Origin of the sequence: Sphingomonas sp. C3-2, from assembly GCF_033025475.1 — a bacterium.
In the GTDB taxonomy this organism is placed as follows: domain Bacteria; phylum Pseudomonadota; class Alphaproteobacteria; order Sphingomonadales; family Sphingomonadaceae; genus Sphingobium_A.
On the sequence record NZ_CP130322.1, the window covers coordinates 87,254 to 112,002 of the forward strand.

A 24,749-nucleotide genomic window follows, 5' to 3' on the forward strand; every position below is an offset into this window, starting at 1 on the left:
ATGGTTTTCGTCGATCGTCGAGGGCCTGACATGGGCGCTGCCGCCGCGCGGCGAACAACAAGTCAGGTCGTCGAGATCGATACAAATGTTCGGGTCGGGGATGCAGCTATCCGCGTGATCTGCGAAGTTCACTGGCCCGAAAATCCTCGTAATTCTGGCGCGATCCTCTTCTGCACACCGGGCGGCGGCGTTTCGAGGCGCTATTTTTCGTTGCGCGATCCTGAGGCTCGCCCCGGCCCAGCCATGTTCGACGAGCCCTTCAATTTTACCCGGGCGATGACCCGGGCGGGGCATGTCGTCATAGTGATCGATCCGATCGGAGTGGGGGAGAGCACGCGCCCTGCAGACGGTTATGCGCTGAGGAACGATCTGGTAGCAGAGGTCAATCATCTCGCGCTCGAACAATTGCTTGACCGCTTGCGTCGCGGAGAACTCGCTGCGGAACTCGAAGCCATGCGCAACTGGCCCATCGTGGGTATCGGCCATTCGGCAGGTGCGATGTTGACCGCGCTGCAGCAGGATCGCTACCGCGATTTTTCGGCCCTCATCCTCCTGTGCTTTGGAACGCGCGGGCTACCGGATTATATTGATGAGACGCACCGCGCCGTTCTTGCAACCGGGTTTCCAACGCAGGCGCAAATTGGTGATTTCGCACGCCGCATGTTCGGGGGATCGGGCTATGCCGATCTCCCCCCGCACAACGTGGACAGTCCTGCGGCGCGCGCACTGCAACAAGCCGTCGATAAGGTGGTGGCGCCAGTGGCGGCGCACGCAATGACGCCGGGCAATGTCGCACGGGAACTGGCCGGGATCGACGTTCCGGTATTCCTTGCGGTGGGTGAGCGGGACATGACCGGCCCGCCCGAGCAAATGATCAACGATTATCCCAATTGTCCGAAACTTGCGCTGACCGTGGTCAGAAACGCGGGGCATCATGTCTTTGTCTCGGCGCTTTCTCGTCAGCTCAACTCGGCGATCAGCAGATGGATCTTTCAGCAAGTCGGAGGCCGTAATGACCCGCGAATATAAACCCGGAACCAAGCTCAAAAGCGCAGTTTGCGACACGCAGATCATGGTGTTGCGCGTACCATCCGAGGCGCTGGATCTGCGCTGTGGCGGGGCCGCGATGCTGGAAGGCAATGGGGAGAGCGAGAGTTCGGCGCCCCTTGATCCGACACTTTCGGGCGGCAGCCTGACCGGCAAGCGCTATACCGATGCCGAGGAAAGCATGGAGTTCCTGTGCACCAAGGGCGGGCAGGGGACGCTTTCGGTCGGCGGCGTTCCGCTGGATATTAAGCAGGCCAAGGCTCTGCCGTCCTCCGACTAATCAACGGCGCATCCAATTAGGCGAAATTGCTCATGAACATCTTCATGCTCCTTGAAATGGCGGCCGATGCCTTGCCCGACCGGATAGCCTTGGTGTCGGGAGACCGCGCCTACAGCTATGCCGATCTACTGCGCTTGGCACAGGCAGCCGCCACGGATCTGGCAGAGGCCGATGTCAACCGGCTGGGCTATCTCCACGTCAATTCGCCTGCAGCCCCGATCGCACTTTTTGCTGCGGCGCTGGCCGGCAAGCCTTATGTGCCGATGAATTACCGGCTGACGCGTAGCGAGTTGGACGCCTTGCTCGGGCGCATCGCGCCCGCGCGTGTCATAACGGCGCTCGAGGACATGCCCGAAGGGATCGAAACCGTCGCTCCCGACGTTTTGACCGCACCTTCGCCTCATTTGTCTACCGAACCTGTTCCGGGCGAAAACGATGTCGCGGTCGAACTCTTCACGAGCGGCACGACCGGGGCGCCCAAGGCGGCGGTCCTGCGCCACACCAATCTGCTTTCCTACATCCTTGGTACCGTCGATTTCGCTAGTGCAGATGAGGATGACGCAATCATAGTCACGGTCCCGCCCTATCATATCGCTGGAATTTCGACGATTTTGAGCTCGGTCTATGCCGGCCGCAAGATGATCCAGTTACCGGATTTCGATCCGGGCGAATGGCTGCGTCTGGTGCGCACGCACAATGTGTCAAACGCCTTTCTTGTGCCGACAATGCTCAGTCGGATCGTCGATCACGTTGAAACCGTCAGCGTTGATGCAGCAGAATTACCGAGCCTTCGCGCGCTTGCTTACGGCGGCGGCAAGATGCCGCTTGCGGTCATCGAGCGTGCCATGGCGCTGTGGCCGACCACCGATTTCACCAACGCCTATGGGCTGACCGAAACGAGCAGCACCATCTGCCTGCTCGATCCGGCGGCGCACCGTGCAGCCGCCCAGTCGAGCGACCCGATCGAGCGCCGGCGGCTTGGGTCGGTCGGACGTCCGCTGCCCACCGTCGAGGTCGTGGTGCGCGATGAAGCGGGCCGGGCGGTGGAGGCAGGCGAGCCTGGCCTGATTTTCGTGCGTGGCGATCAGGTCGCCGGCGAGTATCTGGCGACGGGGAGCCTGCTCGATGCCGATGGATGGTTTGCCACGCGTGACCGCGGCTATCTCGATGCAGAAGGCTATCTTTTTCTCGATGGACGCGATGACGATGTGATCGTCCGCGGTGGCGAGAATATCTCGCCGGGCGAAATTGAGGAGGTTCTGCAGAGCCACCCGGCCGTCGCTGAAGCCGCGGTCGTATCGATCCCCGATCCGGAGTGGGGCGAGGGCGTGGCCGCCGCGATCATCCTGAAGCCGGAGCATAGCGCCCAGGAGGAGGATCTACGCCGCTGGACACGGGAACGACTGCGCTCAAGCCGTGTGCCCCAGGCCTTCAGCTTCGTCGAAGGCCTGCCCTACAATGAAACCGGAAAATTGCTGCGGCGCGTGATCCGGGACATGTTCAGGGAACCAGTGGAATAACGCTATTTCGGTATGGTTTGAGAACCTTCAGAGCTTGGATCCCAGGCATGATGCAACCTCATCATGCCTGGTTGAGTAACGATCTCGTCGGAAGATTTCTCGCACCCTCTGTCGCCTCAATTCAGAAAAGTCGACATGTCGACGCAAACCGCGCGGAAGGCCTCGACGAAGCGGTCGGCCTGTGCCTGTGTCAGGGTCAAGGGCGGCTGCAGACGGATTACTGTATTCGAATTGGCCGTCAGGAAAGTCAGGATATTGTGATCCTGCGCCAGCTTGGTCACAAAACGCATGCAGAACATCTCGCCCAGAGAACCCTCGAACCGGCGCATCGCCTCCAGCAGATTGTCGCGCACCTGATCGGGAAGGAAGCGCCAGGTCATGTGCCAGTCTCCGGGTAGTCTAGTCGCGAACTCATGCGCGCCCGCAGAGACAGCACCTGAAAAATCCGCAGCAAATGCAACGGCGAGCATCATGCCCTTGCCTCGGATCTCGCCGATGAACGGAAATTCGGCGGTGGCCTCTTGCAGCCTCAGGCGCAAATTTTCTCCCACGGTGAAGGCCTGATCCATGATCTGACCGTCCACAAGCGCGTCCAACGCGGCCAGCCCCGCAGTCGCCGCCATGTTTCCGCCACCAAAAGTGGAACTGTGCGCCAGGAACCGGTCGCTGCTACCATAGGCGCGATCCCAGATATTCGCGCTGCACAGCGTTGCGCCAATAGGCATAAGCCCGCCCGAAAGCGATTTCGACAAGCACAGGATATCGGCGTGCACATCGTCCCATTGGCTGGCGAGAAAACGTCCCGTTCGGCCCATCCCGGTCTGCACTTCATCGAGGATCAGCAGAACGCCGTAACGGTCGCACAGTGCCCGTACACCTCGCAGATACCCTTCTGGCGGCACATGAACACCGCCCTCGCCAAGGATCGGCTCGACAATGAAGGCTGCAATTGCGTCGGTTGCGAAGCAGTGCTCCAACGCTGCCAGATCGCCGAAGGGCACAGCGAGCGCGCCGGGTAGAAGCGGACGGAACGGCCGCTGATGCTTCTCACGCCCGGTAACCGAAAGGGCCCCCAAGGTTTTGCCGTGATAGCTGTTTTCGACGTGAACGATCTGATGGTGAGGAGAAGAAGCGCGCGCCAGCTTCAGCGCCGCCTCGATCGCTTCGGTGCCCGAGTTCGAGAAGAATACCCGCTCCATGGCACCGCCCACTCTTGTGCACAGGCGTTCCGCCAGAAGCGCGGTTTGCTTGGGAAACGACACATATTGAACGAAATTTGGTTGCTCCTCCGCCAGAAAGCGCTGCAAGGCAGAAACTACGGCAGGTGGATTGTGTCCCAAGTTCAGGCAACCATATCCCGCGACGAAATCCAGATATTCCTGCCCCTGCGTGTCGGTCAGCACCACGCCCTGCGCCTTGGCAAACACATGATCGCAGTGCAGATTTTGCAGGAAATCGGCTAGATAGGGGTTGATGTGGCGGCGAAAACGCTGCGCCGTATCATAGTGATCCTGGCTGCGGCGCTGCACACTGGGCGTCTGTGGGGCGGCCTCATCACGGCCAGCTTGGTGGCGGCAGTGATAACGGCGGAAGCTGGCGACGTGGGTCGGGCTTATGCGTCGCCCATATGAAGCAAGCGGGTCGGGCATGAACCCGTGCCGCTCAGCGATTTCACCAATAGCCAACACCTTGTCCGTCTCGAGAATACGGCCGATCGAATAGATTTCCGCCCTTTGTTCCAACGCAAGGATCAGCGTTTCCGCCAGGCAAGCGTTCAGTTGCTGCTTGATCGTCAGGTTCAGGCTTTCTCCCCCGATCCGCACCTGATCCGAAGCTGTCACACAACCGCCATCGATGATCAGAATGTCCTCGCGCTTCGCGGCAGCACTCTCCTCAACATCGCGCGGTAGCGCCACATCGATCACGATCGATCCGGGCTGAAGGCGATGGGCATCGATCACACCGCCCGCCGAAGTCGCCGCGACGAAAAAGCGTGTCTCAGCGTAGAAACTTGCAATCTCGCCACTGAGACGCACCTTGTTGCGCCAGCGTTCGGGCAGATGCTCTAGCAGGTCCTCGGCCTTGGCGCCGGGGCGGTGCACGAGATCGAGTTCCACGCCGTCCTCGAGCAACAGTCGCGCAATGGCAAGCGCGATCGATCCTGGATAGCCGATGATCGCCACGCGGTGATCCGCAGGGCGCAATCGCATCCACTCCATCACCTGTGCAAGCGCTCGATAGGCCGCGTAAGCCGTCAGCGAATTACCGCTCGTCACTGGTACCGGGCTGGCATTTGCCACTTCGATCCCGTGGCGCCCGACGATCGAGGTAAAACCACCAAGGCCGACGAGATCGGCACCATCAGCCGCCAGCGATCTTGCGCCCTCAACAACCCGGATCAGGCTGGCTTTGGGATCGCGGAGCATCTCTTGCGCGGTCAGCGGAAGATAGCGCAAATGTCCCGATGCCTCAGCTCCTGTCGCGCTGACGATCCGGTCGAAATTCATGAAGGGTACGAGATTGTTGTGCGACCACAACTCGCGCGAATAGCCGCTTTGGAAATCCTCGCTATTGCGCTGGACCAGATCGAGCATTTTTACATAGCGTTTCAGCGGGACGGAGGTGGGATGAGCGATGAAGCCGAAACGCATTTCAGAACCTTTCTTCCGCATGGGCGCGCCCGGGGCGGCCATGGCTGCGCGCAAGCTGATCCTGCTGCCAGCCCGAAACATGGGCGAGCGACATGCCATCGCCTTCGTTGTTGTGGGTCAGGTTGACGGTGAAAAGGTTGATCCTGCCGCGCGCGCGCAGGTCGTCGCGCATCGCGTCGGTGTCGAGGTGGTCAATGGTCCGGGTTACCACCCGATAGCCGCAAAGGTCGCGTTCGCTTGCCGGTACACCCAGGCTCAGCAAGCGCATCTGGCGTGAGGTGCGGTTGAACAGGATCCGTTCCTGATAGGTGTTAATGGCAGAAAATCCGTTGTTGATCAGCACGAAGATCGAGATGCTGAGATCGCGATGCGCACCGTTCGACAGCGCATTCTCAAGTAAGCTGGGCAGGATGTCGGGGGCCAGCGCCCGCGCACCGTCCCCTACAAAGACCAGAAGGTCGGTTGGCGCGGTCTGCGCCAGCGCCACCGTCGCCATATAGGCATCGCCCATTAGCGCCCGGCCGAACCAGCCTGAAAACCCGGCGCGCGTCTTCGGCAGGTTACGGATCGCCGATATTCCGCAGCGCCCGACATCATAGACCCCGGTAAAGTCATAGTTGTCCTGCTCGATCATATCGCGCAGCAACGTGCCCAGATTTTTGAAGAAATAATTGGGCGTCATCGGCAGAACCGGCAGACACCCCGACAGGTCTTCCTCACCCAGATGCGCAGCGGCGATCGCTGCCTTGCGCCGTGCCAGAAGATCATCCGAGACGTTCAGGCGCTCGCGAATCTGCGCCAGTGCGGCATGCGGATCACGGATGACGGCAATATCGGCGAACGGGGCGATATGGCTGGGGGCTGCAACCACCTGGGCAATATGGAACATCCTCTGCAACTTGCCTTCGCCAAAGGGGGTAACCGCCTGCGAGATCTTGTCGCCCAGAAATACCAGCGCCTGTTCATCGCGCGGCGCGATCCGCCTATCGCGGTGGAGAAAACGGTAAACCGCATCTGAAATGCCGTAGACACCCAATGTGCCAAGATAGGCCGGGTTGAGACGACCTTCTATATGGCTCGCTGCCATGCCGGGATGGATGATGCTGTCGGCCAACGCGATGCCGGAGCGCTCGGCAATTTCGGCCAGCAGGGCGCGTGTCGGTGGCCCAATCTTTCCCGGAAGCAGCAATATCCGCTCGGGCCCCTCGTTGAACAACGCGATCAGTCGGTCCAGTGCGTCGCGTGGTTCGTCGTGTGGCGCGTAGCAGGAGACATTGTTCGGTTCGGGCAGCGTCACCTCGGCCACGTTCATCACTGACTGAGTTGCGAGGATCACCACAGGGCCACGATCCTCGTCATACAGCCGCAGGGCTTCCGCAAGGCCATTTGGCAGATCTTCGGGGGCATGGATAAAGACGAACGGGATCCTGCGGGCGCGCAATACTTCGCACCCGTCAAGCTCCGGATTGATCGTCGCCTGAAAGGCATACCAGCGGGCAGGGGGTTGTTCGGCGCAGATGATGAAGCCCCGCGCACGCGCCTCGCATAGATTGGCGAGCGTGCCGCGAAACTCATCGATCATCCCCGCCGTCACAATCGTTACCGATGGTTTGTCGTAAAGCTGCCAGTTGGCCATCGCGCCGCAGGCAAGCGCATGTTCACTGGGGCCGCGCAATACGGGGATATTTCGCTGCTCAGCCAGATCCTCAAAGGCCGAAATCAGGCTCGAGACAAGCGATCCGGTATAATATTGCAGCGCCCAGTTCGCCCCAACCCGCTCTTCAAGGAAATGGGCGAGGGTGGTCGCCATGGCGCTTACGGGGCGTCTGCAATCGCCTGGATGAATTTGGCGATTGGTGACGCTCAGTTCATAGAAATCCATCCAGAGAGACAGCCACTGCGCCCGCAGCAGATCGGGGTCGGCTGGCATCTCGCGGCGGATGAAGTTCAATGGCTGAATCTGATAGGGCGCGCGCTCGGCGGACTGGAACACGATGGTCGAGGTCGGCGTTTGAAACGCGTGCAGGTTCATTGCGCGCAATTGCGTGTAAAAGCCCTGCAACTCCAGATCGATATCGGAGATCGAACGAACTGTATGATGCGGGTCTGAATAGTCGATATAGGCCATGCCAATATGATGCACATCGTTGCGCTGATCGCGGGCGCTTAGCGTGCTCAAAACATCCGTCAGGCTTTGTCCAAGCACCAGATGGACTGAAATCCGGTTTTGCGAACCGGCCAGCGATCGTACCGCACGGTGACGGGCCATCCTGTAATGCGGGCCCATATTGTCCGCTGTAAACACAGGCCAGTCCTCACCGCTGTCCAGCGAAACCTGCTCGAACAGCGTACCCTGCAAATCCGACATCACCGAGAGTCCAGCATGAAAGAAGCCCGCATTGCGCGTCACAACGATGATGCTGACACATACATCCATTATTGGGCCTCCAGTGATGTCAGGGTTATAATTCTGGGCTGAGAACCTAGCCGTCGACACATGTGGACCGATACTTTCGATCGACCACCACACAGCCGAGATTGAATAAATAAATTCTCTTTTCGATATTTTATTTCATAATTACCATTTACCGTTATGATAATTTGCTAAAAACAGAAACAATATACTCATCCATAATGAGCTGAGTTTTTAATTTATCTAAAAAATATCAATCATTTTGGATAAATCCAAAATTGACACCCTATTTGAGCCTAGTTTTACAGATAGTGCAGCCGCCTCTGCATTTCCGCGGAGTGGCAGAAAACTTCATGTCGATGGCCGATGCGCGGCATTACGCTTGTAAATCGGAACGCGAGATGAGTCGTTGTGCGCGGGCAGGGCCAGCTTGGCCCAATGTTTAGCAAGATTGACGACACGGAAATGTGGAAGCGGTTCAAAGATCGATATGGATCGACGCGTGCGCCACCCTGATCGATCACGCAGCAGAATGCCGTTGCCCGATCATGTTGCCGGCGATGAGTGCATGAACTACGCGAACACGCGCTCTGGCCGGGGGACATGCTCTGGTGCAGTCCAGAGCGGCATGGCCAGATCAGCGGGATCATCAAGCCCCAGATCGTTCACCTCCCGCTCCAGATGCATGGGTTTCTACCGACACAGGGGTGGACGCTGGCGTCCTGCTGAAAAGCGGCGGCCAAACGGCAACAACGGGTTGATTACATTAATAACATTTCAACCTGAGCCGAAGATAGCATTGCTCATCAGTCTGGGGGGAAGGGCACCTATGGCCCACCGTCCCAACTATACGACGCCATAAGGAATTACAGCCGTGAACATACTCGTCCACGACAATGCCTTCAGCCAGTTCGCAGGGGATACAAACGGCGTGGACGATGCCGCGGCTTACCGGACGTTGCTTGAATCGACCCAAGCGATCCCCTGGCGGATCGATTGGGAAACGATGCAGTTCACCTATATAGGCCCGCAGATCGAAAAATTGCTGGGCTGGAGACAAGGCAGCTGGATAACGGTTCAGGACTGGGCCACCCGCATCCACGAAGAAGATCGCGAAAGGGTTGTCAATTTCTGCGTCTCGCAATCACAAGCTGGGATCGATCACGAAGCGGATTATCGCGCACTCACCGCGTCGGGAGGCACCGTCTGGATCAGGGATGTGGTGCATGTCGTACGAAAGCTCGATGGTTCGGTCGACAGCCTTGTCGGGTTCATGTTTGACATCAGCGAGCGCAAACGAACCGAAGAACGGGTTCTGGAATTGCAGAAGAAACTCGAGGTTCTGTCCTATACTGATAGCCTGACGGGCATCGGCAACCGGCGCGCGTTCGATACACGGTTGGAAAATGAGTGGCAGAATGCCAAGCGCGGCGGCCACCAACTCTCATTGATCATGATCGACGTCGATTACTTCAAGCAATTTAATGATTTCTACGGGCATACCGAAGGCGATGCTTGTCTCGGCCAAATTGCTCGGGCGCTGCATGCGCTGGCAAAACGCCCGCGAGACCTTGCGGCGCGGCTCGGCGGAGAAGAATTTGCTCTGTTGTTGCCTGAAACCGACGCAGAAGGCGCGCAACGTACCGCACAACTTTGCGCCGACGCGATCGCCACCTTGCGGCTTCCCCACGAAAGATCGGACATCGGCAATATCATCACCGTTAGTTTGGGTGTGGGCACGATCACCATCGAGGGCGACGGGCGCCCGCAAGAATTTGTCGGAGCGGTCGACAACTTGCTCTATGCCGCCAAGCGTAATGGCCGGAACCGATTTGAGGGGGCGAGAATGCAACAGACCGGCTTTGAACCAATCTCGATAATCGATGGAGCACTGCCGGGACGCTGAGGCGTTCGAGTTTTCAATACTGGGGCTTATACACCCATTCGCTCGATAATATACATTATGTTAAATATTAAATGTAAACTGAACCGGGCGCCCCTGAAAGTGCCCCGGCGCAGCGTCAATTGAAATTGGCTTGGCCGCCGTCAAGCGGAATGATCGTTCCCGTCATGTAGCCGAAGTCGTCGGTGCACAGCGCGGCCACCGCGCGACCAATGTCGCGTTCGCATTCGCCGATGCGGCCCATGGGGATGTTCTTGATCACGGCCGCCGCTGCCGCCGGCTCACGTTCGCCGAAATCACGCACACCGGGTGAATCCGCATGCGGCGCGATCACCAATACGCGAATGCCATCGCGGCCCCATTCGACGGCGGCAGCCCGGCTGAGCGTTTCGACCGCGCTCTTGGCCGATGCGTAGATGCTGAAGTTCTTGGGCGTCCAACTCGCGGCCATCGCCGATGTAAAGTTGAAGACGATGCCCTTGCTGTCCTTCAGATGCGGATAACATTGCTTCATGAACCGAAAGCTCGCGAGCGGCCCCGATCCATAAGTGCGCAGGAAGGTTTCGTCGGACATGGCAATCAACGGCCCGAACGGCGCCTCCTGGGCGTTGTTAACCAATATGTCGAGCCGGCCGAAATGCTCGACCGTTCTGTTCACGGACTGTTCTATATCGGTTTCGGATAGGATATCGCACTGAATTGCCATGGCTTTTCCGCCAAACGCTTCAATTTCGGCGCAACAGTCTTCCAATTTCGACAAGGTTCGCCCGATCGCCGCGATTGCGACACCCTCGCGCGCAAGCGCCATGGCGATCCCACGCCCCACGCCTTGCCCCGCGCCGGTAACCAACGCCACTTTACCCGCCAATCGCATCCAATCCCTCCTTCATTCTATTGCGCCATCAAACGACGGTTGCCGCGAAAATAAAAGGGATGAGTCCGTCGGCCGCAGGCCTGATACGCCCTCATTCGGCCAGTTCAGGCGGGTTCCACTGCGCTTCCCTCGCGGACCACGGTGAGGCCCTCTCCTCTCCCGGAACCGCCAACCAAAGGCGGCAGTTGCTTGCGGACACGCCATCACGCTCGATGGCGAGATCCAGGAGCACCCAGTTCCATCCCCCCATATCCTCCAATATGTCCGTCACCCGCCCGGTCAGCGAAAGCACATCGCCCGGGCAAAGCGGCTTGCGCATCCTGAGAGCGGTGCGCCCTACCCGCCCTTCCGGTCCGCTCCATGCTGTGGCGAACGCGCAGAAGAGCCCCATCTGGCTCGGCGTATTGAGGATGATCCCCGGCAGGTTCATATCCTGAGCCCGCTGATGGTCATGATGCTGGGGCTGCCAGTCGCGGCTCGCAATCGCGCCGCCGATGATATGCGCGGCAGCCAGCGTAAGATTGCGCGGTGGCAGGGTCATGCCGATGCAAGGGCCGCTCACCGGGCATCTCCATATCCGAAAAATTTCAGCGTCTCGGTCCCCAGAAGGACGCCGTCTTGGCGGCGATAGTGGACGAGGAGCCTCCAGAATCGCCCCTCGCCCAAACGGTTTTGCGTCACGGGCCCGATCCCCGCCAGCACCTGTTCGGCACATATGATATCCCCCGGCCGCGCGGGAGCCATGAACATCGTCGACGCGCCAACGACGACGGCATTGGGATAACCGAGCCGTTCCTTGACCCGAAAGTGCAGCTCAAGCGGTCGTTCGGCCGGTTCATCCGCCGGGGCCCAGCGATTGGGCCGGGTCCAGGCAGACAACAAGGCTGGCGGCGCCACGCGCCCTCCCGCAATCACCCGGGCCGCGTCATCATCCCAGTATAAGGGGTTTGCATCCTCGATGGCGGCGGCAAAGGCCTCGATCGCGCCCGTCTCCACGATTGCCACCGGCTTGCTCACCACCATGACCTTGCCGAACCAGCCGGCAAGATCGTGTGGAATGTCATCGGCCACCACGTCCTGCGTCAATTGAGCGGCAATCCAAGGCCGCGGCGGGCGATGATATTCTTCTGCACCTCGGACGATCCGCCCCCGATGGTATCGAGGATCGTCGCGCGGTAGCTATGTTCCCACTTGCCATCGTCGGGCGCGCCGTCCGCACCATGCGACAACAGCCCTTGCGGGCCGAGGGCATCCAGCGCGAAATCAGCAATCCGCTGCCCCAATTGCGTACTGAACAGCTTGTACATTGCCGCCTCGACCGCCGGAACATCACCCTTGCTCGCCGCCACGATCACCCGGCGTTGCAGCATCTTTGCCGCCTCCACATCGGCTGCGAGCCGGCCGATCTGCTGCGCAATCAATGGATCGTCTACCACGCATCGGCCGCCCCGCTCCGTTCGCTTCAGCAGATCGAGCAGCACGCGGAACTTGGTGATGATCGGGTTGACCGTGAAGAAGGTGAAGCGTTCGAAATCGAGCGCCTCGCACACATAGGTCCAGCCCTTGTTGACCTCGCCGACCAGATAGTCGTCGCCAACCTCGACATTGTCGAAGAACACGGCATTGGTCCGGTGATCTCCCATCGTCTTGATTTCCTGGATCGTCAGTCCCGGATGATCCATGGGAATAAGGAAAACGCTGATCCCCTTGTGCTTGGGGACATTAGGATCGGTGCGTGCGGCCACCCAATACCAATCGGCAAAATGCGCCGATGTGGTGAACGTCTTCTGGCCGTCGAGTACCCAGCCACCATCGGCACGCGTTGCCCGCAACTTGAGCGCGGCGAGATCCGATCCGGCATTTGGCTCCGAATAGCCAAGCGCGAACTCGACATCGGCGCTCAGGATCTGCGGCAGGAATTCGGCCTTCAGCTTTTCCGAACCATGGCGGATCAGCGTCTTGCCAATGCACCCTACGCCTTTGCCGATCAGCGGCGCGCCACGGCCCGCGAGCTCTTCATTGAGCAGATATTCATAAATACCGGGTCGCGCGCTGCCGCCATATACACCGTCCCAGCTCATCCCCAGATAGCCGCGCGCGCCCATCCGCTTGTTGAACGCGCGGCGCGCCGGGCTGTCCGCCAGCATCGAATCCGCCTCGCGGTCGGGCGCCATGAAATCATGCGCCTCGGCATGCCTTGCCTCCTCGTCCAGAAAGGCCGTAACCTCGGCGACAAACGCCCTTTCCTCTTCGCTCAGCCGAAAATCCACGTCAGTCTATCCTTTCCCGATCCCGTCACGCCATTTCCGGCACGCGCGCCGCGCTGGCTGGCCCGGCATGATATGCCGCCAGCAGTCCCTCGCGCTCCGCACGCAGGCGTTCGATATTTTCTTCCTTGATAAGGTCGTAACCGCGCGCGCCATCATAGAGCGCCGCCAATTCCACCGCCCGGTCATAACGGTCGCCATCAAGCCCGCTCAGCAGGTCCTGAAGCAGCGCCTCATATTCGCCGATCAGTGCGCGTTCGAGCTTTCGGTGCGCCATATAGCCGAACGGATCAAGCGCCGTCCCGCGCAGCCTCTTTAGGCGCGCAAGCATCCGGAAGCCGATCATCACCCAGGGGCCAAATTCCATCTTGCGCGGGCGGCCATCGGCATCCCGCCTCGCCCAAAGGGGCGGCGCAAGATTGAAACGCAGCGAGAAATTACCCTCGAACGCATCGTTGACCGCGTGCATGAAGCTCTCGTCCGAATAGAGGCGCCCGACCTCATATTCGTCCTTATACGCCATCAGCTTGGAAAGCGTCCGAACAACCGCGCGCGTCAGCGCCTCGTCGCGGCCGAACGCCCGGTCCGCAGCGCGCACTTGCTCAACTGTTCGCAGGAAACGCGCGGCATAGTCCGCGTTCTGATATGCGGTCAGCCGGGCCACCCGGTCTGCGATCAGATCGTCCAGGCTTTCCACTGCCGGTTGCGCATCCGCGTCGGCGGACGGCATCCATTCGGCGATCTTTTCCGGATACACGGCCGCGATACGCCCCATGGCAAAGGCGCGGCGGTTGAGCGCGACGGCGGCGCCGTTCAGCGTGATTGCCTGTTGCAGGCTGTCGAGCGAGAGCGGCAGATAGCCTTTCTGCCAGGCCAGCCCGAGCAGGAACATGTTCGCGCCCAGCGCTTCACCCAGCATTTTTATGCCGATGCTGGTCGCGTTCACCCCGGTTGCGCTGTCGGGCCGCGTGTTCGCGTCCACCAGTTGGCGGAGCGGCGCATCATCGAACTTCAGGTCCGGATTGCTTGCAAAGGTGCTTGTCGGCGCAATGAAGCGGTTGAAAACCGCAGCGCTGCGATCGGCCGAAAGCTTTGACAAAACTTCCGCCCCGGTGGCGACCACCAGATCGCATCCGACGAGAAGGTCGATCGCGCCTTGCGGAATGCGTGATGCATGCTCGGCACCATCGGGCGCGGCAAAGCGGACATGGCTGGTGACGGCGCCATTGCGCTGCGCAAGCCCCGAAATATCAAGCACGGTCGCCGGCTTGCCGTCGATATGCGCGGCCATGCCCAGGATCGCGCCGATGGTGACGACACCATTGCCGCCGATGCCTGCGATCAGAATATTGTAATCCTGCGACGGCGTGGGAAGCACCGGCATCGGTAACGTCGCGGCCAGCGCGGTATCATCCTGCGCAGCACTTGCAGCCGCCTTGCGCGGCGTTCCGCCAAGCACGGTCACAAAGCTGGGGCACAGCCCCTTCACGCACGAGAAATCCTTGTTGCAGACCGACTGGTTGATCCGCCGCTTGCGGCCAAGCGGCGTCTGCACGGGTTCCAGCGCGATGCAGTTGGATTGCACGCCGCAATCGCCGCAGCCCTCGCAGACCTCCTGATTGATGAACATCCGCTTGGCAGGATCGGCCACCTTTCCGCGCTTGCGGAGACGGCGGCGCTCGGTAGCGCAGGCCTGATCATAGACGAGCGCAGAAACGCCCTTCCACTCGCGCAGTTCCTTCTGCACCGCGTCCAGCTCGTCGCGGTGATGGAAGGTGATGCCCTTGGGGAAATCCGCAGGGTCGTGGCGCGACGGATCGTCGCTGACGACGGCAATGCGGCGTACCCCTTCGGCATCCAGCTGCGCCGCGACATGCGGGGTGGTGACGCCGCCATCGAATTGCTCGCCCTCGATCGGCTGCCCCCCGGTCATCCCGACGGCACCGTTCAGCAGGATCTTGTAGGTGATGTTGACATTGGCGGCCACACAGGCGCGGACAGCCAGCAGGCCCGAATGGAAATAGGTGCCATCCCCCAGATTCTGGAAGATATGCGGCATCTCCACAAAGGGCGCCTGCCCGATCCAGCCCGCGCCTTCCCCGCCCATATGATAGGAAAACATCGTGTTGCGTTCGGGCAGGAACACCGCAAGCCCGTGGCACCCGATCCCGCTCACCGCCTTGGAGCCCTCGGGCACCTTGGTCGAGCTGTTGTGCGGGCACCCCGCACAGAAGCTGGGCATGCGCATCAGCGCGCCCTGCCCGGCGGCCGGTCCCGGCCCGGCCTGCACCGGCGCGCTGAGCGCAGCCAAGCGCCCGGCAACGCCTTCATCCGCCGGCATGCGCTTGCCAACCGCACGCAAAATCACGTCGGGGCTCAGTTCGCCCACCGAACTCAAAAGCGGCGCGCCCATATCGTCGCGCTTGCCGGTCAGCACCGGGCGCTCGCCTTCGGGCAGATGATAGAGGATGTGCGCCAGCTGCTCTTCGATGACGGGGCGCTTTTCCTCCACCACCATCAGCTCGTCGCAGTCGCGTGCAAAGGCCGTGATATTCTGCGGCTCAAGCGGCCAGACCAGCGCGCATTTGTAGACCGCGATGCCCAACGCCTCGGCGCGGGCCTGATCGATACCAAGCCGCCGCAGCGCTTCGAGCACGTCGAGATAGGACTTGCCCGTGCTGACGATGCCGAGCCGCTTGCGGCCCGCCTTGCCAACGCGAATACCGTCCAGCGCGTTCGCCCGAACAAAGGCCTGTACGGCCAGCAGACGCTGTTCGAACAAACGCTGTTCCTGAACCACCGGCCACACGCCGGGGCGAATATTCAGGCCGTCTGCCGGTGCCTTGTAATCCTCCGGTGTCCGGATCGTGATCCGCGCCGGATCGACGTCGACCGAGGCCGAGGTTTCGATCGTATCGGTCACGCATTTGAACCCGACCCACGCGCCGCTGAAACGCGACATGGCAAAGCCATAAATGCCGTAATCCAGATAATCCTGGATCGTGGCGGGGTGCAGGATCGGCACGCCGAAATGGATGAGGGCATGATCGCTCTGATGCGCCACCGTCGACGAGCGCGCGGCATGATCGTCGCCGCACAGCACCAGCACGCCGCCATTCTTGGCCGCGCCCGCATAATTACCGTGCTTGATCGGGTCGCCCGAGCGATCGACGCCCGGCCCCTTGCCGTACCACATGGCAAAGACGCCGTCATATTTGGCCTTGCCGACGAAATCGATCTGCTGGCTTCCCCATACCGATGTCGCCGCCAGATCCTCGTTCACGCCGGGTTGGAATTGGACATGCGCATCGCGCAGCTGGTCTGACGCCTGCCACAGCGCAAGGTCATAGATGCCGAGCGGCGAACCACGATAGCCGGAGATGAAGCCGGCCGTGTTCAGCCCCGCCTCTTCATCGCGGCGCCGCTGCATGATCGGAATGCGTACCAGCGCCTGGGATCCGGTCAGATACACCCGGCCCGTGGTCTGCGTGTACTTGTCCTGAAGAGTTACCTTGCTCATTGCGCGGGGTCGATCTGCGTCAGTTCGATGGTGATGCCCTGCCCGTCCGAAATCTGGGCAGAGGTCGTGCCGGGACGCAACTGCATCGGCGGGAACGGCACCGGATAACCGGCGGTCTCGGCGGCGGACACGATTTCCGCCAGATTACGCACCATCAACGTCATGTAGCGCAGTCCCGTCTCGGCATCATAGCCGCCGGTATGCGCGGTTCGCTCGGGCGGATTGGCCGGCACCACAATGCGGAACAGCGTCTCACCGCATTTAAGGCGGTGGATATGGCCGATGCCAGGAAGGTCGACGGCACCCGCCTCCTCAAACCCCAGAATATCCCGATAGAAACGCAGCGCACGGTCCAGGTCGGTGGTGACCATGCCGATATCGATCTGCGGCTTGCTCAATTCTACTGCCATTATCGACCCTTTCAGCCAGCCTCGGTTTCGTCTGGAACCATGTTTTCAGCGGTCAGCCCCTTGTGGCCCCACACATCACCCGGCGCGCAGAGGCGCGGTGTCCAGTTCGCGTCGATCCGGACCGCGCCGCAGCCGATCTCAACGTCGAACCCAAAGGGGCTGCGCATGTAGAAGGAGATGATATTGTCGTTGGAATGCCGACCCAGCGTGCTCGAAATGGGAATGCCTGCGGCCTCCACGCGCTCCATGCACCGGCCGACATCATCGATGTCCGCCACTTCCAGCATCAGATGATGGATCCCGTCGAAGGGCCCGACATGCGCCAGGCCGATCGTGTGGTGACGCGGATTGCAGTGATAGAAATTGGCCGACAGCCCTTCGTCGAAGACGTAATAGTCCGACAGGCGGAACCCAAGGACGCGGATGTAGAAATCCTGGTTCGCCTTCAGCTGCGAAACAATCAGGTTCACATGGCCAAGCCCCATGTCTCCCGTCAGGAAATTCATGCCCTGCGGCGACACGAAATCACGGTCGAGGCGCGGCGCATAGAACAGCTCGATCGCATTGCCCGCCGGGTCCTTGGTAAAGGCGATGGCGGTCACCGCCCGCTCAGCCGCTTCGGCCACCGTCCCAGTGCGCACCTCGATGCCAGCCGCCTCCAGTTCGGCACAGGCCTGTTCCAGGTCGATCTCGCTGGCGAGTTCGAAGCCCATGTACAAAAGGCCTTCCGACGGACGCGGATGGATCGCCAACCGCCATTGCCAGGCATCCACCTTCAGATACACCGAACCATCAGCTGCACGGTGCGATGCACTGCATGCCTCACCCGGCACCGAACGCGCCGGCATCAGCCCCAGAATATCGGTGGCAAACCCCATCAGCGCCTCGGGTTCGGGCGCACCGATCCCGACATATCCAAGCCCGCATATCCTCACGCCCGCACTCTCCCCTTGCATTACTTTTCCGATTTGCGTTGCACCGCCTTATAGAAACGATACTATCGGTACCATAATGTGCGGTCAACGCTCTTTTGGGGTTTTGTCCGGCAAGTTTTTGACTTGTGCGTGGCCGCCACGTTATGCGCGCGCTCAAAGAGAGAGATGCACGATCGATGACCAACCCGTCGGAACAACCGGATCACAGCAAGGAACAGGCGCCAAAGCTGGGCCGGCCGCGCAGCGCCCGTTCGGAAAATGCAATCCTGACCGCTGCAATGGAGATATTGGTCGAGCGTGGATATCGCGGCTTCACGATGGACGAGGTCGTGACCCGTGCCTCGGTCAGCAAAGCCACCATCTATCGCCGCTGGCCGTCAAAGGAACTGCTGGCCGTCGCCGCGGTTGACCGGCTTCCCGAGCTCACGCCGGTCGACAAGGGATCGGTCGAGGAAGATCTGTTCGCCATCGTCACCGAATTCGGCGATTTCGTTCAGAATACCGCGCTTGGCACGGTGTGGCCCACGCTCGTCGGCGAACGCAGCCGCAGCCCGGAACTCCGGGCCGCGCTCGACGCCAGCACCGATCGCCGCCGCACCCCGACCAAGATTGTCCTGCAGCGCGCCGTCGAACGCGGTGAACTCCCGGCCGATCTCGACATGGAACTGGCGGTTGATCTCGTCATGGGCCCGATAATGCTGCGCCTCATGTTCGAAAATGCCGACATCAGCCCAAGCGAATTCCGCAAGATCATCCAGGTCGCCCTCAAGGGCCTGGGCCGCTGATCCGCTTGTCAGATAACCGGCCGACCATCCTGCCGCCGGGGCGCGAATACATCCCAATGCTCCACGATCTTGCCGCCTTGCAGGCGAAATAGGTCGACGACATCATATGCGGCGCCGCCGGCAACATCGCCGCCGCTGATATAAACGGCAGCATGCTCGCCATCGACAAGAACGCGGCGCACCTCCACCTTCACATCCCCCATCCGGGCAAACATGGCTTCGAGGGCCAGGATCGCGCTTTCCCTGCCATTCGCAATGCCCGAGCTATGCTGCACATAATCTTCGTGAACATGCTTTTCGAAGGCTGTGCGAATGGCGCGCTGCCCCAGAAAAATGTCGACGAAATCGGCCAAGATCGCCCGGTTCTCATTCGTCTGGCTGCTATCAGGCATGTTCACCCCCTCTTTGCTTCCGCATCTTTTCACGAAGCGCCCCCCAATCCGCATCGCTCCACCCGGTCATTGCCGAAAAATTCGCCCCGTTCGCCTGGTAGCCGGCGGCATCGATCGCGATCATCTGCCCGTTGATGAATTCCGAACCGGGGGCGAGCAGAAAGGTCGCGAGATTGGCCAGTTCCACCGGGCGCCCCGCCCGGCCAAGCGGGTTGGCCGCAGCCGTGTCGAAGCCCTGCTCTTCGGTCGCCAACTGCCGCGCGGCCGCTTCGGTCGTGAAGGCGCCGGGGCAAATGGCATTCAGCCGTATGCCGTGCCGCCCCCATTCCACGGCCAATGACTGTGTCATGCTGTGAAGCCCGGCTTTCGCCATGGTGCACGGCACGGCAAAGGGGCCGCCATTCCATATCCATGTCGTCAGGATCGATACGACGGCCCCGGCGCGCCCTTCCGCGATCCAGCGTCGACCGCACCCCGTCGTCACGAAAAACCCGGCCCGAAACACGGTATCCGCGATCGCGTCGAAACCATTGGGGGAGATATCTTCGGCCCTCGCCACGAAATTGGCCGCCGCGTTGTTCACCAGCCCGTCCAGCGGACCATGAACCGCCCAGATATGATCCAGCATCCCATTGATGGCTTCGGGCTGGCGCAGGTCGCAGACATGCGGCACTACGCTGCCTACGCCGTGCCGCTGTGAGATATCCGCAGCGGCACTTTCCAACACATCGCCGCGACGGCCACAGATATGCACCTGCGCCCCCAGCGCGGCGCATCCCTCTGCCATGACGCGCCCAAGCCCGGTGCCTCCGCCGGTCACAAGGATGCGGCGTCCCGCCAACAGGCTCGGACGCAGCATCATGTCGCTCGCAGCAATCCCGGCGGAGGCCTCCATCACACCAGGTTCCTCGGCGTGAAACGGATCGGAACCCGGTTGAACCCGGCCAGATTTTCGCCGTAAGCGCGTTCGCACTGGTCTTCGATCAGTTCGAAATCACCGACCGCGTTCAAAACCTCCTCGATCATCATCGGCCCAACAAACTGAGCCAGATGGGCGCCAAGACAGAAGGCGACACCGGTCCCAAAGGTCATATCCGCCTTGCGCGGGCGGAAGATGTCGAACTCGTCGGCGCGCTCGAAACGCTCGGCGTCCCGGTTCGCCGAAGCATAGATCATCAACAACCGGTCCCCGGTCCGGATCTGCTGGCCGCTCAGTTCGAAATCGTCGCGCGCGCAGCGCACGAGCATGTTGGTCGGCTGGTCGTATCGACAGGTTTCCATGAACGCGGCCTTGGCCAGCCCGGCGGGGTCGGCCACGACCATCGCCTTTTGCTCGGGATGCTTGGCCAGATAATAGAACACGCCTGCGGTCGCCATCGGGGTCGTTTCGGAACCGGTGACGAGCAGCGAGAAGAAATAGGCGATCATTTCCTCATCGTCGAGGCGGCGGCCATCGATCTCTGCCTCCAGCAGTATCTTGGCGTGGCGCACGGCCGTTTCGGGTTCGGCGCGCAAGCGGGCGACATAGGCGCCAAGATATCCGGCCAGTTCATGCGCGGCGGCGCGGTTGCGCTCAGAGGTCATGCCCTTCTGCCCCGCTTCGCGGTGCATGATCATGTCATCGATCCGCCCGCGCACATATTCGGCATCCTCGCGCGGAATGCCCAGCATATAACCGGCGTTGATGCACATCACCCGGTTGGTCAGATCGCGGTAGACATCGAACTCCCCGCGCGCGACCAACGGCGCCAGTATCTCGCGCACCAGCGCGCGGAGGCGCTCGGCTTCCCCCTTCACCGCCTTTACCGTGTAGGAAGGCGTCAAAAGATTACGCCATGCCCGGCGCTCCGGCTCGTTCATCGTCATGAACGTGCGGGGGATCGGTTCACCCAGCATGTGCTGGCCGAGCAGCGATCCATGCGTGAAATCGATCTTTTCGTCAGCAAGGCTCGCGGCGTTCACGTCTTCATACCGCACCAGTGCCCAGGCCTTGTACTTGTCCATGTAATGCGGGCAACCAGCCTCGCGCATCCGGCGGTAAAGCGCACTCGGATCGCGCATGGCTTCGTCAGAATAGGGATCATAATCAACGGACACGTCATTCTCCGCTTTGCAGAAGGCTGTTCAGGAAATTCATCGGGCAGGCTCGCTCAGCCGCCATGCCGGCCAGGGCGTCCCGCCAAGGTAGCGGACAAGCATGTCAACGGGCGCGCCGATCGAGATGCGATCGGCCTCCACGCCGTTGATCGGATCGTCCGCCCGCTCGACCAGATTGCCCACCAGCCTCAGGCCGGGCTGCTCATCCAGTTCCACAAGCACGACCGGATAGGGCGCAAAGGGTGCAAAGGCCGGGAGCACGGGCGGATAGACGCGGGTAAAGCTCCAAATTCGCCCCCGTCCGGAAAGGGTACGCCATGCGGGCTGCGCACCGCAGCCGCCACAGCGAACGCGGATCGGGAACAACCAGGCATTGCAGGTCCGGCAATGCTGCACGTCAAGCCGCCCTTGCTTCAGCGCCTCCCAAAACGGGGCCTCCGCCCCGTCGCCCATCTCGGGCATGGGTGGGGTTTCGATCATCCGTCCCTCCGCAGCAGCAAAGCGCCATTGGGCGTGCTGTCACACCCCGTCACCAGGCAGGTTTTCGCGCCATCAATCTGTGTCACCGCCTCGCCGCGCACCTGGCGCACCGCCTCGGTCACGAGGTTCATGCCGTGGATATAGGCCTCCGAAAGCCCGCCCCCGGCCGTGTTGACCGGCAGCGCGCCGCCCAGTTGCAGCGCCCCCGATCGGACGAAATCGCTCGCCTCGCCGCGCCCGCAAAAGCCGTAAGCTTCAAGCGAAAACAGGATCAGCGGTGAAAAGGCGTCATAGATCTGCGCCACATCCACATCTTGCGCAGTCAGGTCGGATTGGCGCCATAAATTGGCGGCCGCCACCGCTGAGCAGCCACCCACCAGCGGGGCTGCACGGTGAAAATCGGCCATCGGTTGATGCCCCGTCGCCAGACCTTGGGAAAAGGCATGGATCAGCACGGGCACCTGCCGCAGGTCGCGTGCCCGGGCGCTGCGCGTAATCACAACCGCCACCGCGCCATCGGTTTCAAGGCAATTGTCGAACAGGCACAGTGGCTCCGCGATCATGCGCGCCGCGAAATAATCCTCGGTAGACATCAGCTTGTCACGCATCTGGGCGCGCGGATTGGCATTGGCATTGGCGCGTTGGCCTGTCGCAATCGCCGCAAGCGCATCGCGCCCGTCGCCGTATTCGAAGAAATAGCGCTGGGTCAGCATCGCCACTTCATCGACCGGGCGCAAAAGCCCCGACGGGCGAGACCATTTCCAGTGATCGGTCAGCGTCGACGCGGTCTGCCCCCAGACGCGGGATGCCGCGCCTGATCGCTTGCGCGATCGCCAGACGACGCCGACATTGGCCACGCCCGCCGCCACGGCCAGCGCCACATGGCCCACCGTGCCGGGCGCCGCCCCCCCGCCATGCCCCGTCTGCGAAAAGAAATTGAGGTCGCCAAACCCCATCTGGCGCGCCAACTCGAAATCACTCGTGGCCTCCATGGTGTAGGAGCCGACGGCGTCGACATCCCGGGGGGACAGGCCGGCATCGGCCAACGCCTTGCTCACCGCCTCGCATGCCAATTCCAGCTCGGTGCCCGGCAGCCCCTTGCCAAAGGCCGTCTCCCCGATCCCCACTATCGCGGTGCTGTCCTTAAAGCCGCTCATTTCGCCCTCGGCAGGTAAAGCACCTGTGCGCGGTAGGTCATGGCCGGCTTTTCCTTGCCAACGACATGAACCGCCGTCTCGATGGTGATCATGCTGCCCTTCGGGTGCTGAGTCGCGTCCGCAAGGCGTGCCCGGGCATGGATGCGATCGCCCACCAGCACCGGCGAGACGAAACGAATGCCATCCGATCCATAGTTGAGCGCCGCGCCATGCCCATCGATCGCCCACTTGTTCGCCGGCAGGATCGAGGGGATGAAACTTAGAACCAGCATGCCGTGCGCAACAGCCGCGCCAAAGGGCCCTTCCTCGCGGGCGCGCACCGGATCCACATGGATCCACTGATGGTCGCCGGAAAGTCCTGCGAACTCGTTCACCATCTCCTGCGATATGGTGCGCTCATGCCCCCAATCGCCAAAAGGTTCTTTCGTCAGCAGCGCCAGCCGATCGAAATCGTCAAAGCGGATCTTTTCAACCGGCGTCATGCGCGCGCCTCCTTGCGCAGGTCGCTTGCGGCCTCGGCCTGCAGCGCCGCCGCGAATCCTTCCTCGACACTGCGATTGAGCGCCCGCTTGATTTTCCTCGCCGCTCCCGGCCGTAACCGCGCCGCAGCCGCGCCCAGGGCACAGGCCCGCTCGATCAGGTCGGCCGGCGCGCACACCTCGTCGACCAGTCCGATCGCCAGCGCCTCGCCCGCGCCGATCAGTGGCTCGCACAAAAGCAGCTTCTTCGCCTGTCCGAGGCCCACCAGATGCGGCAAAACATAGGTCGCCCCGAAACCCGGCATGATCCCGTGTTCGGCGAAATTGAGCTTCAACCGGCTGTCTGTCGCGGCAAGGCGCAGGTCGAAACAAAGGCTCATCGAAACGCCAATGCCAACCGCAGCGCCATTGAAGGCGGCGATCAGCAATTTGGGGTGGTCGCGCAACTCGGCGGCAAAACCCTTCACAAAGGCTTCTTCGCCGATGCGCAATCCCGACGGCCCGGGCGGTTCGGTAAAACAGCCATGGTCCGCGCCCGCGCAAAAGGCTTTACCTTCCCCGGTCACGACAACCGCCGCCACACTCTCATCGTCCGTCATTGCGCGAAAGGCGGCGACCAGATCCTCCCCCATTTCCGGCGTATAGGCGTTCAACCGCTCCGGCCTTTGCAGCCGGATGATGGTCACCGGCCCGCGCCGGGCAATGCCGATCGTCCCGAACCCGAAAGATACGAAAACATCTGCCATCATGCGCCTCCCGGCGGCTGCCACACCGGCGCCCGCTTCTCGACAAAGGCCCGGGGGCCTTCCTTGGCGTCGGGATGATCAATCTGTTCCATGATCAGCGACCAGCCAGCGCGCAGCGCCTCGTCCAGCCCCATTTGCTTGGATGCCCAGATCGCCTTTTTCGTGCGGGCAACGGCTGCGGGCGAATGCTGCGCAATCTTTATCGCCAGCGTATGCGCCGTGGTCAGAAGATCGGCGGAGGAAACCACTTCATCGACAAGCCCTAGCCGCAACGCTTCCCGCGCGCCCAGTCGCTCGAGCCCGCCGGTCAGCGCCATCCGCATCACAGCACCAATCGGCATCCGCCGTGCCAGCGTGATCGGCTCCAGCGCGGCGGTGAAGCCCACCGCGACATGCGGATCGGAGAAATAGGCCGTATCCGCCGCAATCACGATATCGGCATCGGCCACGAAATGCAGGCCACCACCCAGCGCGCCGCCGTTCACCGCCGCGATCACGGGCTTGGAAACGCCGTTCTGCATCGATGTCCAACGAATGGAATCGAGGCTTGCAGCACTTCCGGCGCGGTCGGTTTCCGGCGGATCCGTCAGATCGGCACCGGCGCAAAATATCCGCGCGCCAGCCCCCGTCACGATCGCCACACGCGCCTCCGCATCGTGCTCGAAATGGTGCCAGAGCTGCGGCAGTTCGCGGGCCATCGCGGCGTCAACGGCATTATGCCGTTCCGGTCGAGACAGCGTGACGATCGCCACCCCGTCTCGGCGCTCATAGCGAAGCGTGGTGAGTTCCATCG

The 24,749-nt window shown here is 61.4% G+C and carries 22 protein-coding genes and 1 pseudogene; 6 read left to right on the forward strand and 17 right to left on the reverse strand.

Going from position 1 to position 24,749, the window contains the following annotated elements; all coding sequences use genetic code 11:
- Genes QYC26_RS00420 through QYC26_RS00430 form a run of 3 tightly spaced genes read left to right on the forward strand, consistent with a single transcriptional unit; the run spans position 1 to position 2,847 of the window.
- Positions 1-1,029 (forward strand): alpha/beta fold hydrolase, encoded by a 1,029-nt coding sequence (locus QYC26_RS00420; RefSeq protein ID WP_317513441.1) that lies wholly within the window; start codon positions 1-3, stop codon positions 1,027-1,029.
- Complete coding sequence (locus QYC26_RS00425; protein ID WP_317513442.1) at positions 1,013-1,327, forward strand: hypothetical protein; 315 nt, start codon at positions 1,013-1,015, stop codon at positions 1,325-1,327. Before QYC26_RS00420 ends, QYC26_RS00425 begins: the two co-directional genes overlap by 17 nt.
- A 32-nt stretch (positions 1,328-1,359) precedes the next feature.
- Positions 1,360-2,847, forward strand: coding sequence for a class I adenylate-forming enzyme family protein (locus tag QYC26_RS00430; protein ID WP_317513443.1), 1,488 nt, complete (start codon positions 1,360-1,362; stop codon positions 2,845-2,847).
- A gap of 116 nt (positions 2,848-2,963) precedes the next feature.
- On the opposite strand, the gene QYC26_RS00435 is transcribed toward QYC26_RS00430, so the two are convergent.
- Together QYC26_RS00435 and QYC26_RS00440 are read right to left on the reverse strand one after the other, a co-directional pair.
- Positions 2,964-5,552: an aminotransferase class III-fold pyridoxal phosphate-dependent enzyme gene (locus QYC26_RS00435; protein ID WP_317513444.1), complete on the reverse strand. Its 2,589-nt coding sequence runs from the start codon at positions 5,550-5,552 to the stop codon at positions 2,964-2,966.
- The gene (locus QYC26_RS00440; protein ID WP_317513445.1) at positions 5,500-7,866 is read right to left on the reverse strand and encodes a hypothetical protein; all 2,367 of its coding nucleotides are present in this window, start codon (positions 7,864-7,866) and stop codon (positions 5,500-5,502) included. Before QYC26_RS00440 ends, QYC26_RS00435 begins: the two co-directional genes overlap by 53 nt.
- 571 nt (positions 7,867-8,437) lie before the next feature.
- Between QYC26_RS00440 and QYC26_RS00445 the strand changes: the two are divergent.
- Both QYC26_RS00445 and QYC26_RS00450 read left to right on the forward strand, forming a co-directional pair.
- Positions 8,438-8,631 (forward strand): annotated as a pseudogene (locus QYC26_RS00445) (arsenical resistance protein ArsH); the annotation flags it as partial.
- 154 nt (positions 8,632-8,785) lie between these two features.
- Positions 8,786-9,817, forward strand: a complete 1,032-nt coding sequence (locus tag QYC26_RS00450) for a sensor domain-containing diguanylate cyclase (RefSeq protein WP_317513446.1) — start codon at positions 8,786-8,788, stop codon at positions 9,815-9,817.
- A 115-nt stretch (positions 9,818-9,932) separates the two neighbouring features.
- On the opposite strand, the gene QYC26_RS00455 is transcribed toward QYC26_RS00450, so the two are convergent.
- The 7 genes from QYC26_RS00455 to QYC26_RS00485 all read right to left on the reverse strand — a co-directional run bounded on the left by QYC26_RS00455 (position 9,933) and on the right by QYC26_RS00485 (position 17,841).
- Positions 9,933-10,688, reverse strand: coding sequence for an SDR family oxidoreductase (locus tag QYC26_RS00455; RefSeq protein ID WP_317513447.1), 756 nt, complete (start codon positions 10,686-10,688; stop codon positions 9,933-9,935).
- 91 nt (positions 10,689-10,779) lie between these two features.
- Positions 10,780-11,250, reverse strand: coding sequence for a MaoC/PaaZ C-terminal domain-containing protein (locus QYC26_RS00460; RefSeq protein WP_317513448.1), 471 nt, complete (start codon positions 11,248-11,250; stop codon positions 10,780-10,782).
- The gene (locus QYC26_RS00465) at positions 11,247-11,774 is read right to left on the reverse strand and encodes a MaoC family dehydratase N-terminal domain-containing protein (protein ID WP_317513449.1); all 528 of its coding nucleotides are present in this window, start codon (positions 11,772-11,774) and stop codon (positions 11,247-11,249) included. The genes QYC26_RS00460 and QYC26_RS00465 overlap by 4 nt, the downstream gene beginning before the upstream one ends.
- Positions 11,771-12,958, reverse strand: a complete 1,188-nt coding sequence (locus QYC26_RS00470; RefSeq protein ID WP_317513450.1) for an acyl-CoA dehydrogenase family protein — start codon at positions 12,956-12,958, stop codon at positions 11,771-11,773. The genes QYC26_RS00465 and QYC26_RS00470 overlap by 4 nt, the downstream gene beginning before the upstream one ends.
- 25 nt (positions 12,959-12,983) lie before the next feature.
- Positions 12,984-16,475 (reverse strand): indolepyruvate ferredoxin oxidoreductase family protein, encoded by a 3,492-nt coding sequence (locus tag QYC26_RS00475; protein ID WP_317513451.1) that lies wholly within the window; start codon positions 16,473-16,475, stop codon positions 12,984-12,986.
- Complete coding sequence (locus tag QYC26_RS00480; protein WP_317513452.1) at positions 16,472-16,885, reverse strand: VOC family protein; 414 nt, start codon at positions 16,883-16,885, stop codon at positions 16,472-16,474. The genes QYC26_RS00475 and QYC26_RS00480 overlap by 4 nt, the downstream gene beginning before the upstream one ends.
- A gap of 11 nt (positions 16,886-16,896) precedes the next feature.
- The gene (locus QYC26_RS00485; protein ID WP_317513453.1) at positions 16,897-17,841 is read right to left on the reverse strand and encodes a VOC family protein; all 945 of its coding nucleotides are present in this window, start codon (positions 17,839-17,841) and stop codon (positions 16,897-16,899) included.
- 155 nt (positions 17,842-17,996) lie between these two features.
- On the opposite strand from QYC26_RS00485, the gene QYC26_RS00490 reads away from it, so the two are divergent.
- A complete protein-coding gene (locus QYC26_RS00490; RefSeq protein ID WP_317513454.1) occupies positions 17,997-18,605 on the forward strand; it encodes a TetR/AcrR family transcriptional regulator in 609 nt (202 codons plus the stop codon).
- Positions 18,606-18,613: 8 nt separating this feature from the next.
- On the opposite strand, the gene QYC26_RS00495 is transcribed toward QYC26_RS00490, so the two are convergent.
- The 8 genes from QYC26_RS00495 to QYC26_RS00530 are packed head-to-tail and all read right to left on the reverse strand — an operon-like array spanning position 18,614 to position 24,747.
- The gene (locus QYC26_RS00495; protein WP_317513455.1) at positions 18,614-18,997 is read right to left on the reverse strand and encodes a nuclear transport factor 2 family protein; all 384 of its coding nucleotides are present in this window, start codon (positions 18,995-18,997) and stop codon (positions 18,614-18,616) included.
- Positions 18,990-19,892: an SDR family oxidoreductase gene (locus QYC26_RS00500; RefSeq protein WP_317514964.1), complete on the reverse strand. Its 903-nt coding sequence runs from the start codon at positions 19,890-19,892 to the stop codon at positions 18,990-18,992. Before QYC26_RS00500 ends, QYC26_RS00495 begins: the two co-directional genes overlap by 8 nt.
- A complete protein-coding gene (locus QYC26_RS00505) occupies positions 19,892-21,094 on the reverse strand; it encodes a cytochrome P450 (RefSeq protein ID WP_317513456.1) in 1,203 nt (400 codons plus the stop codon). The genes QYC26_RS00500 and QYC26_RS00505 overlap by 1 nt, the downstream gene beginning before the upstream one ends.
- Positions 21,095-21,130: 36 nt before the next feature.
- Entirely contained in the window at positions 21,131-21,574 is a 444-nt protein-coding gene (locus QYC26_RS00510; protein ID WP_317513457.1) for a Zn-ribbon domain-containing OB-fold protein, read from the reverse strand.
- On the reverse strand, positions 21,571-22,731 hold the full coding sequence (locus QYC26_RS00515; RefSeq protein WP_317513458.1) for a thiolase C-terminal domain-containing protein: 1,161 nt from the start codon (positions 22,729-22,731) through the stop codon (positions 21,571-21,573). The genes QYC26_RS00510 and QYC26_RS00515 overlap by 4 nt, the downstream gene beginning before the upstream one ends.
- Positions 22,728-23,213: a MaoC/PaaZ C-terminal domain-containing protein gene (locus QYC26_RS00520; RefSeq protein WP_317513459.1), complete on the reverse strand. Its 486-nt coding sequence runs from the start codon at positions 23,211-23,213 to the stop codon at positions 22,728-22,730. The genes QYC26_RS00515 and QYC26_RS00520 overlap by 4 nt, the downstream gene beginning before the upstream one ends.
- The gene (locus QYC26_RS00525) at positions 23,210-23,959 is read right to left on the reverse strand and encodes an enoyl-CoA hydratase/isomerase family protein (protein WP_317513460.1); all 750 of its coding nucleotides are present in this window, start codon (positions 23,957-23,959) and stop codon (positions 23,210-23,212) included. The genes QYC26_RS00520 and QYC26_RS00525 overlap by 4 nt, the downstream gene beginning before the upstream one ends.
- Positions 23,956-24,747: an enoyl-CoA hydratase/isomerase family protein gene (locus tag QYC26_RS00530; RefSeq protein WP_317513461.1), complete on the reverse strand. Its 792-nt coding sequence runs from the start codon at positions 24,745-24,747 to the stop codon at positions 23,956-23,958. The genes QYC26_RS00525 and QYC26_RS00530 overlap by 4 nt, the downstream gene beginning before the upstream one ends.
- Positions 24,748-24,749: the final 2 nt, after the last annotated feature.

What these genes read in the sequence shown, in the direction of transcription:
- QYC26_RS00510 (WP_317513457.1), bottom strand. Translation starts at nt 21,574, where the DNA reads ATGATCGAAACCCCACCCATGCCCGAGATGGGCGACGGGGCGGAGGCC.
- QYC26_RS00455 (WP_317513447.1), bottom strand. Translation starts at nt 10,688, where the DNA reads ATGCGATTGGCGGGTAAAGTGGCGTTGGTTACCGGCGCGGGGCAAGGC.
- QYC26_RS00530 (WP_317513461.1), bottom strand. Translation starts at nt 24,747, where the DNA reads ATGGAACTCACCACGCTTCGCTATGAGCGCCGAGACGGGGTGGCGATC.
- QYC26_RS00475 (WP_317513451.1), bottom strand. Translation starts at nt 16,475, where the DNA reads ATGAGCAAGGTAACTCTTCAGGACAAGTACACGCAGACCACGGGCCGG.
- QYC26_RS00500 (WP_317514964.1), bottom strand. Translation starts at nt 19,892, where the DNA reads ATGGAGGCCTCCGCCGGGATTGCTGCGAGCGACATGATGCTGCGTCCG.
- QYC26_RS00485 (WP_317513453.1), bottom strand. Translation starts at nt 17,841, where the DNA reads ATGCAAGGGGAGAGTGCGGGCGTGAGGATATGCGGGCTTGGATATGTC.
- QYC26_RS00480 (WP_317513452.1), bottom strand. Translation starts at nt 16,885, where the DNA reads ATGGCAGTAGAATTGAGCAAGCCGCAGATCGATATCGGCATGGTCACC.
- QYC26_RS00440 (WP_317513445.1), bottom strand. Translation starts at nt 7,866, where the DNA reads ATGTCGGATTTGCAGGGTACGCTGTTCGAGCAGGTTTCGCTGGACAGC.
- QYC26_RS00490 (WP_317513454.1), top strand. Translation starts at nt 17,997, where the DNA reads ATGACCAACCCGTCGGAACAACCGGATCACAGCAAGGAACAGGCGCCA.
- QYC26_RS00515 (WP_317513458.1), bottom strand. Translation starts at nt 22,731, where the DNA reads ATGAGCGGCTTTAAGGACAGCACCGCGATAGTGGGGATCGGGGAGACG.
- QYC26_RS00520 (WP_317513459.1), bottom strand. Translation starts at nt 23,213, where the DNA reads ATGACGCCGGTTGAAAAGATCCGCTTTGACGATTTCGATCGGCTGGCG.
- QYC26_RS00525 (WP_317513460.1), bottom strand. Translation starts at nt 23,959, where the DNA reads ATGATGGCAGATGTTTTCGTATCTTTCGGGTTCGGGACGATCGGCATT.
- QYC26_RS00495 (WP_317513455.1), bottom strand. Translation starts at nt 18,997, where the DNA reads ATGCCTGATAGCAGCCAGACGAATGAGAACCGGGCGATCTTGGCCGAT.
- QYC26_RS00420 (WP_317513441.1), top strand. Translation starts at nt 1, where the DNA reads ATGGTTTTCGTCGATCGTCGAGGGCCTGACATGGGCGCTGCCGCCGCG.
- QYC26_RS00425 (WP_317513442.1), top strand. Translation starts at nt 1,013, where the DNA reads ATGACCCGCGAATATAAACCCGGAACCAAGCTCAAAAGCGCAGTTTGC.
- QYC26_RS00430 (WP_317513443.1), top strand. Translation starts at nt 1,360, where the DNA reads ATGAACATCTTCATGCTCCTTGAAATGGCGGCCGATGCCTTGCCCGAC.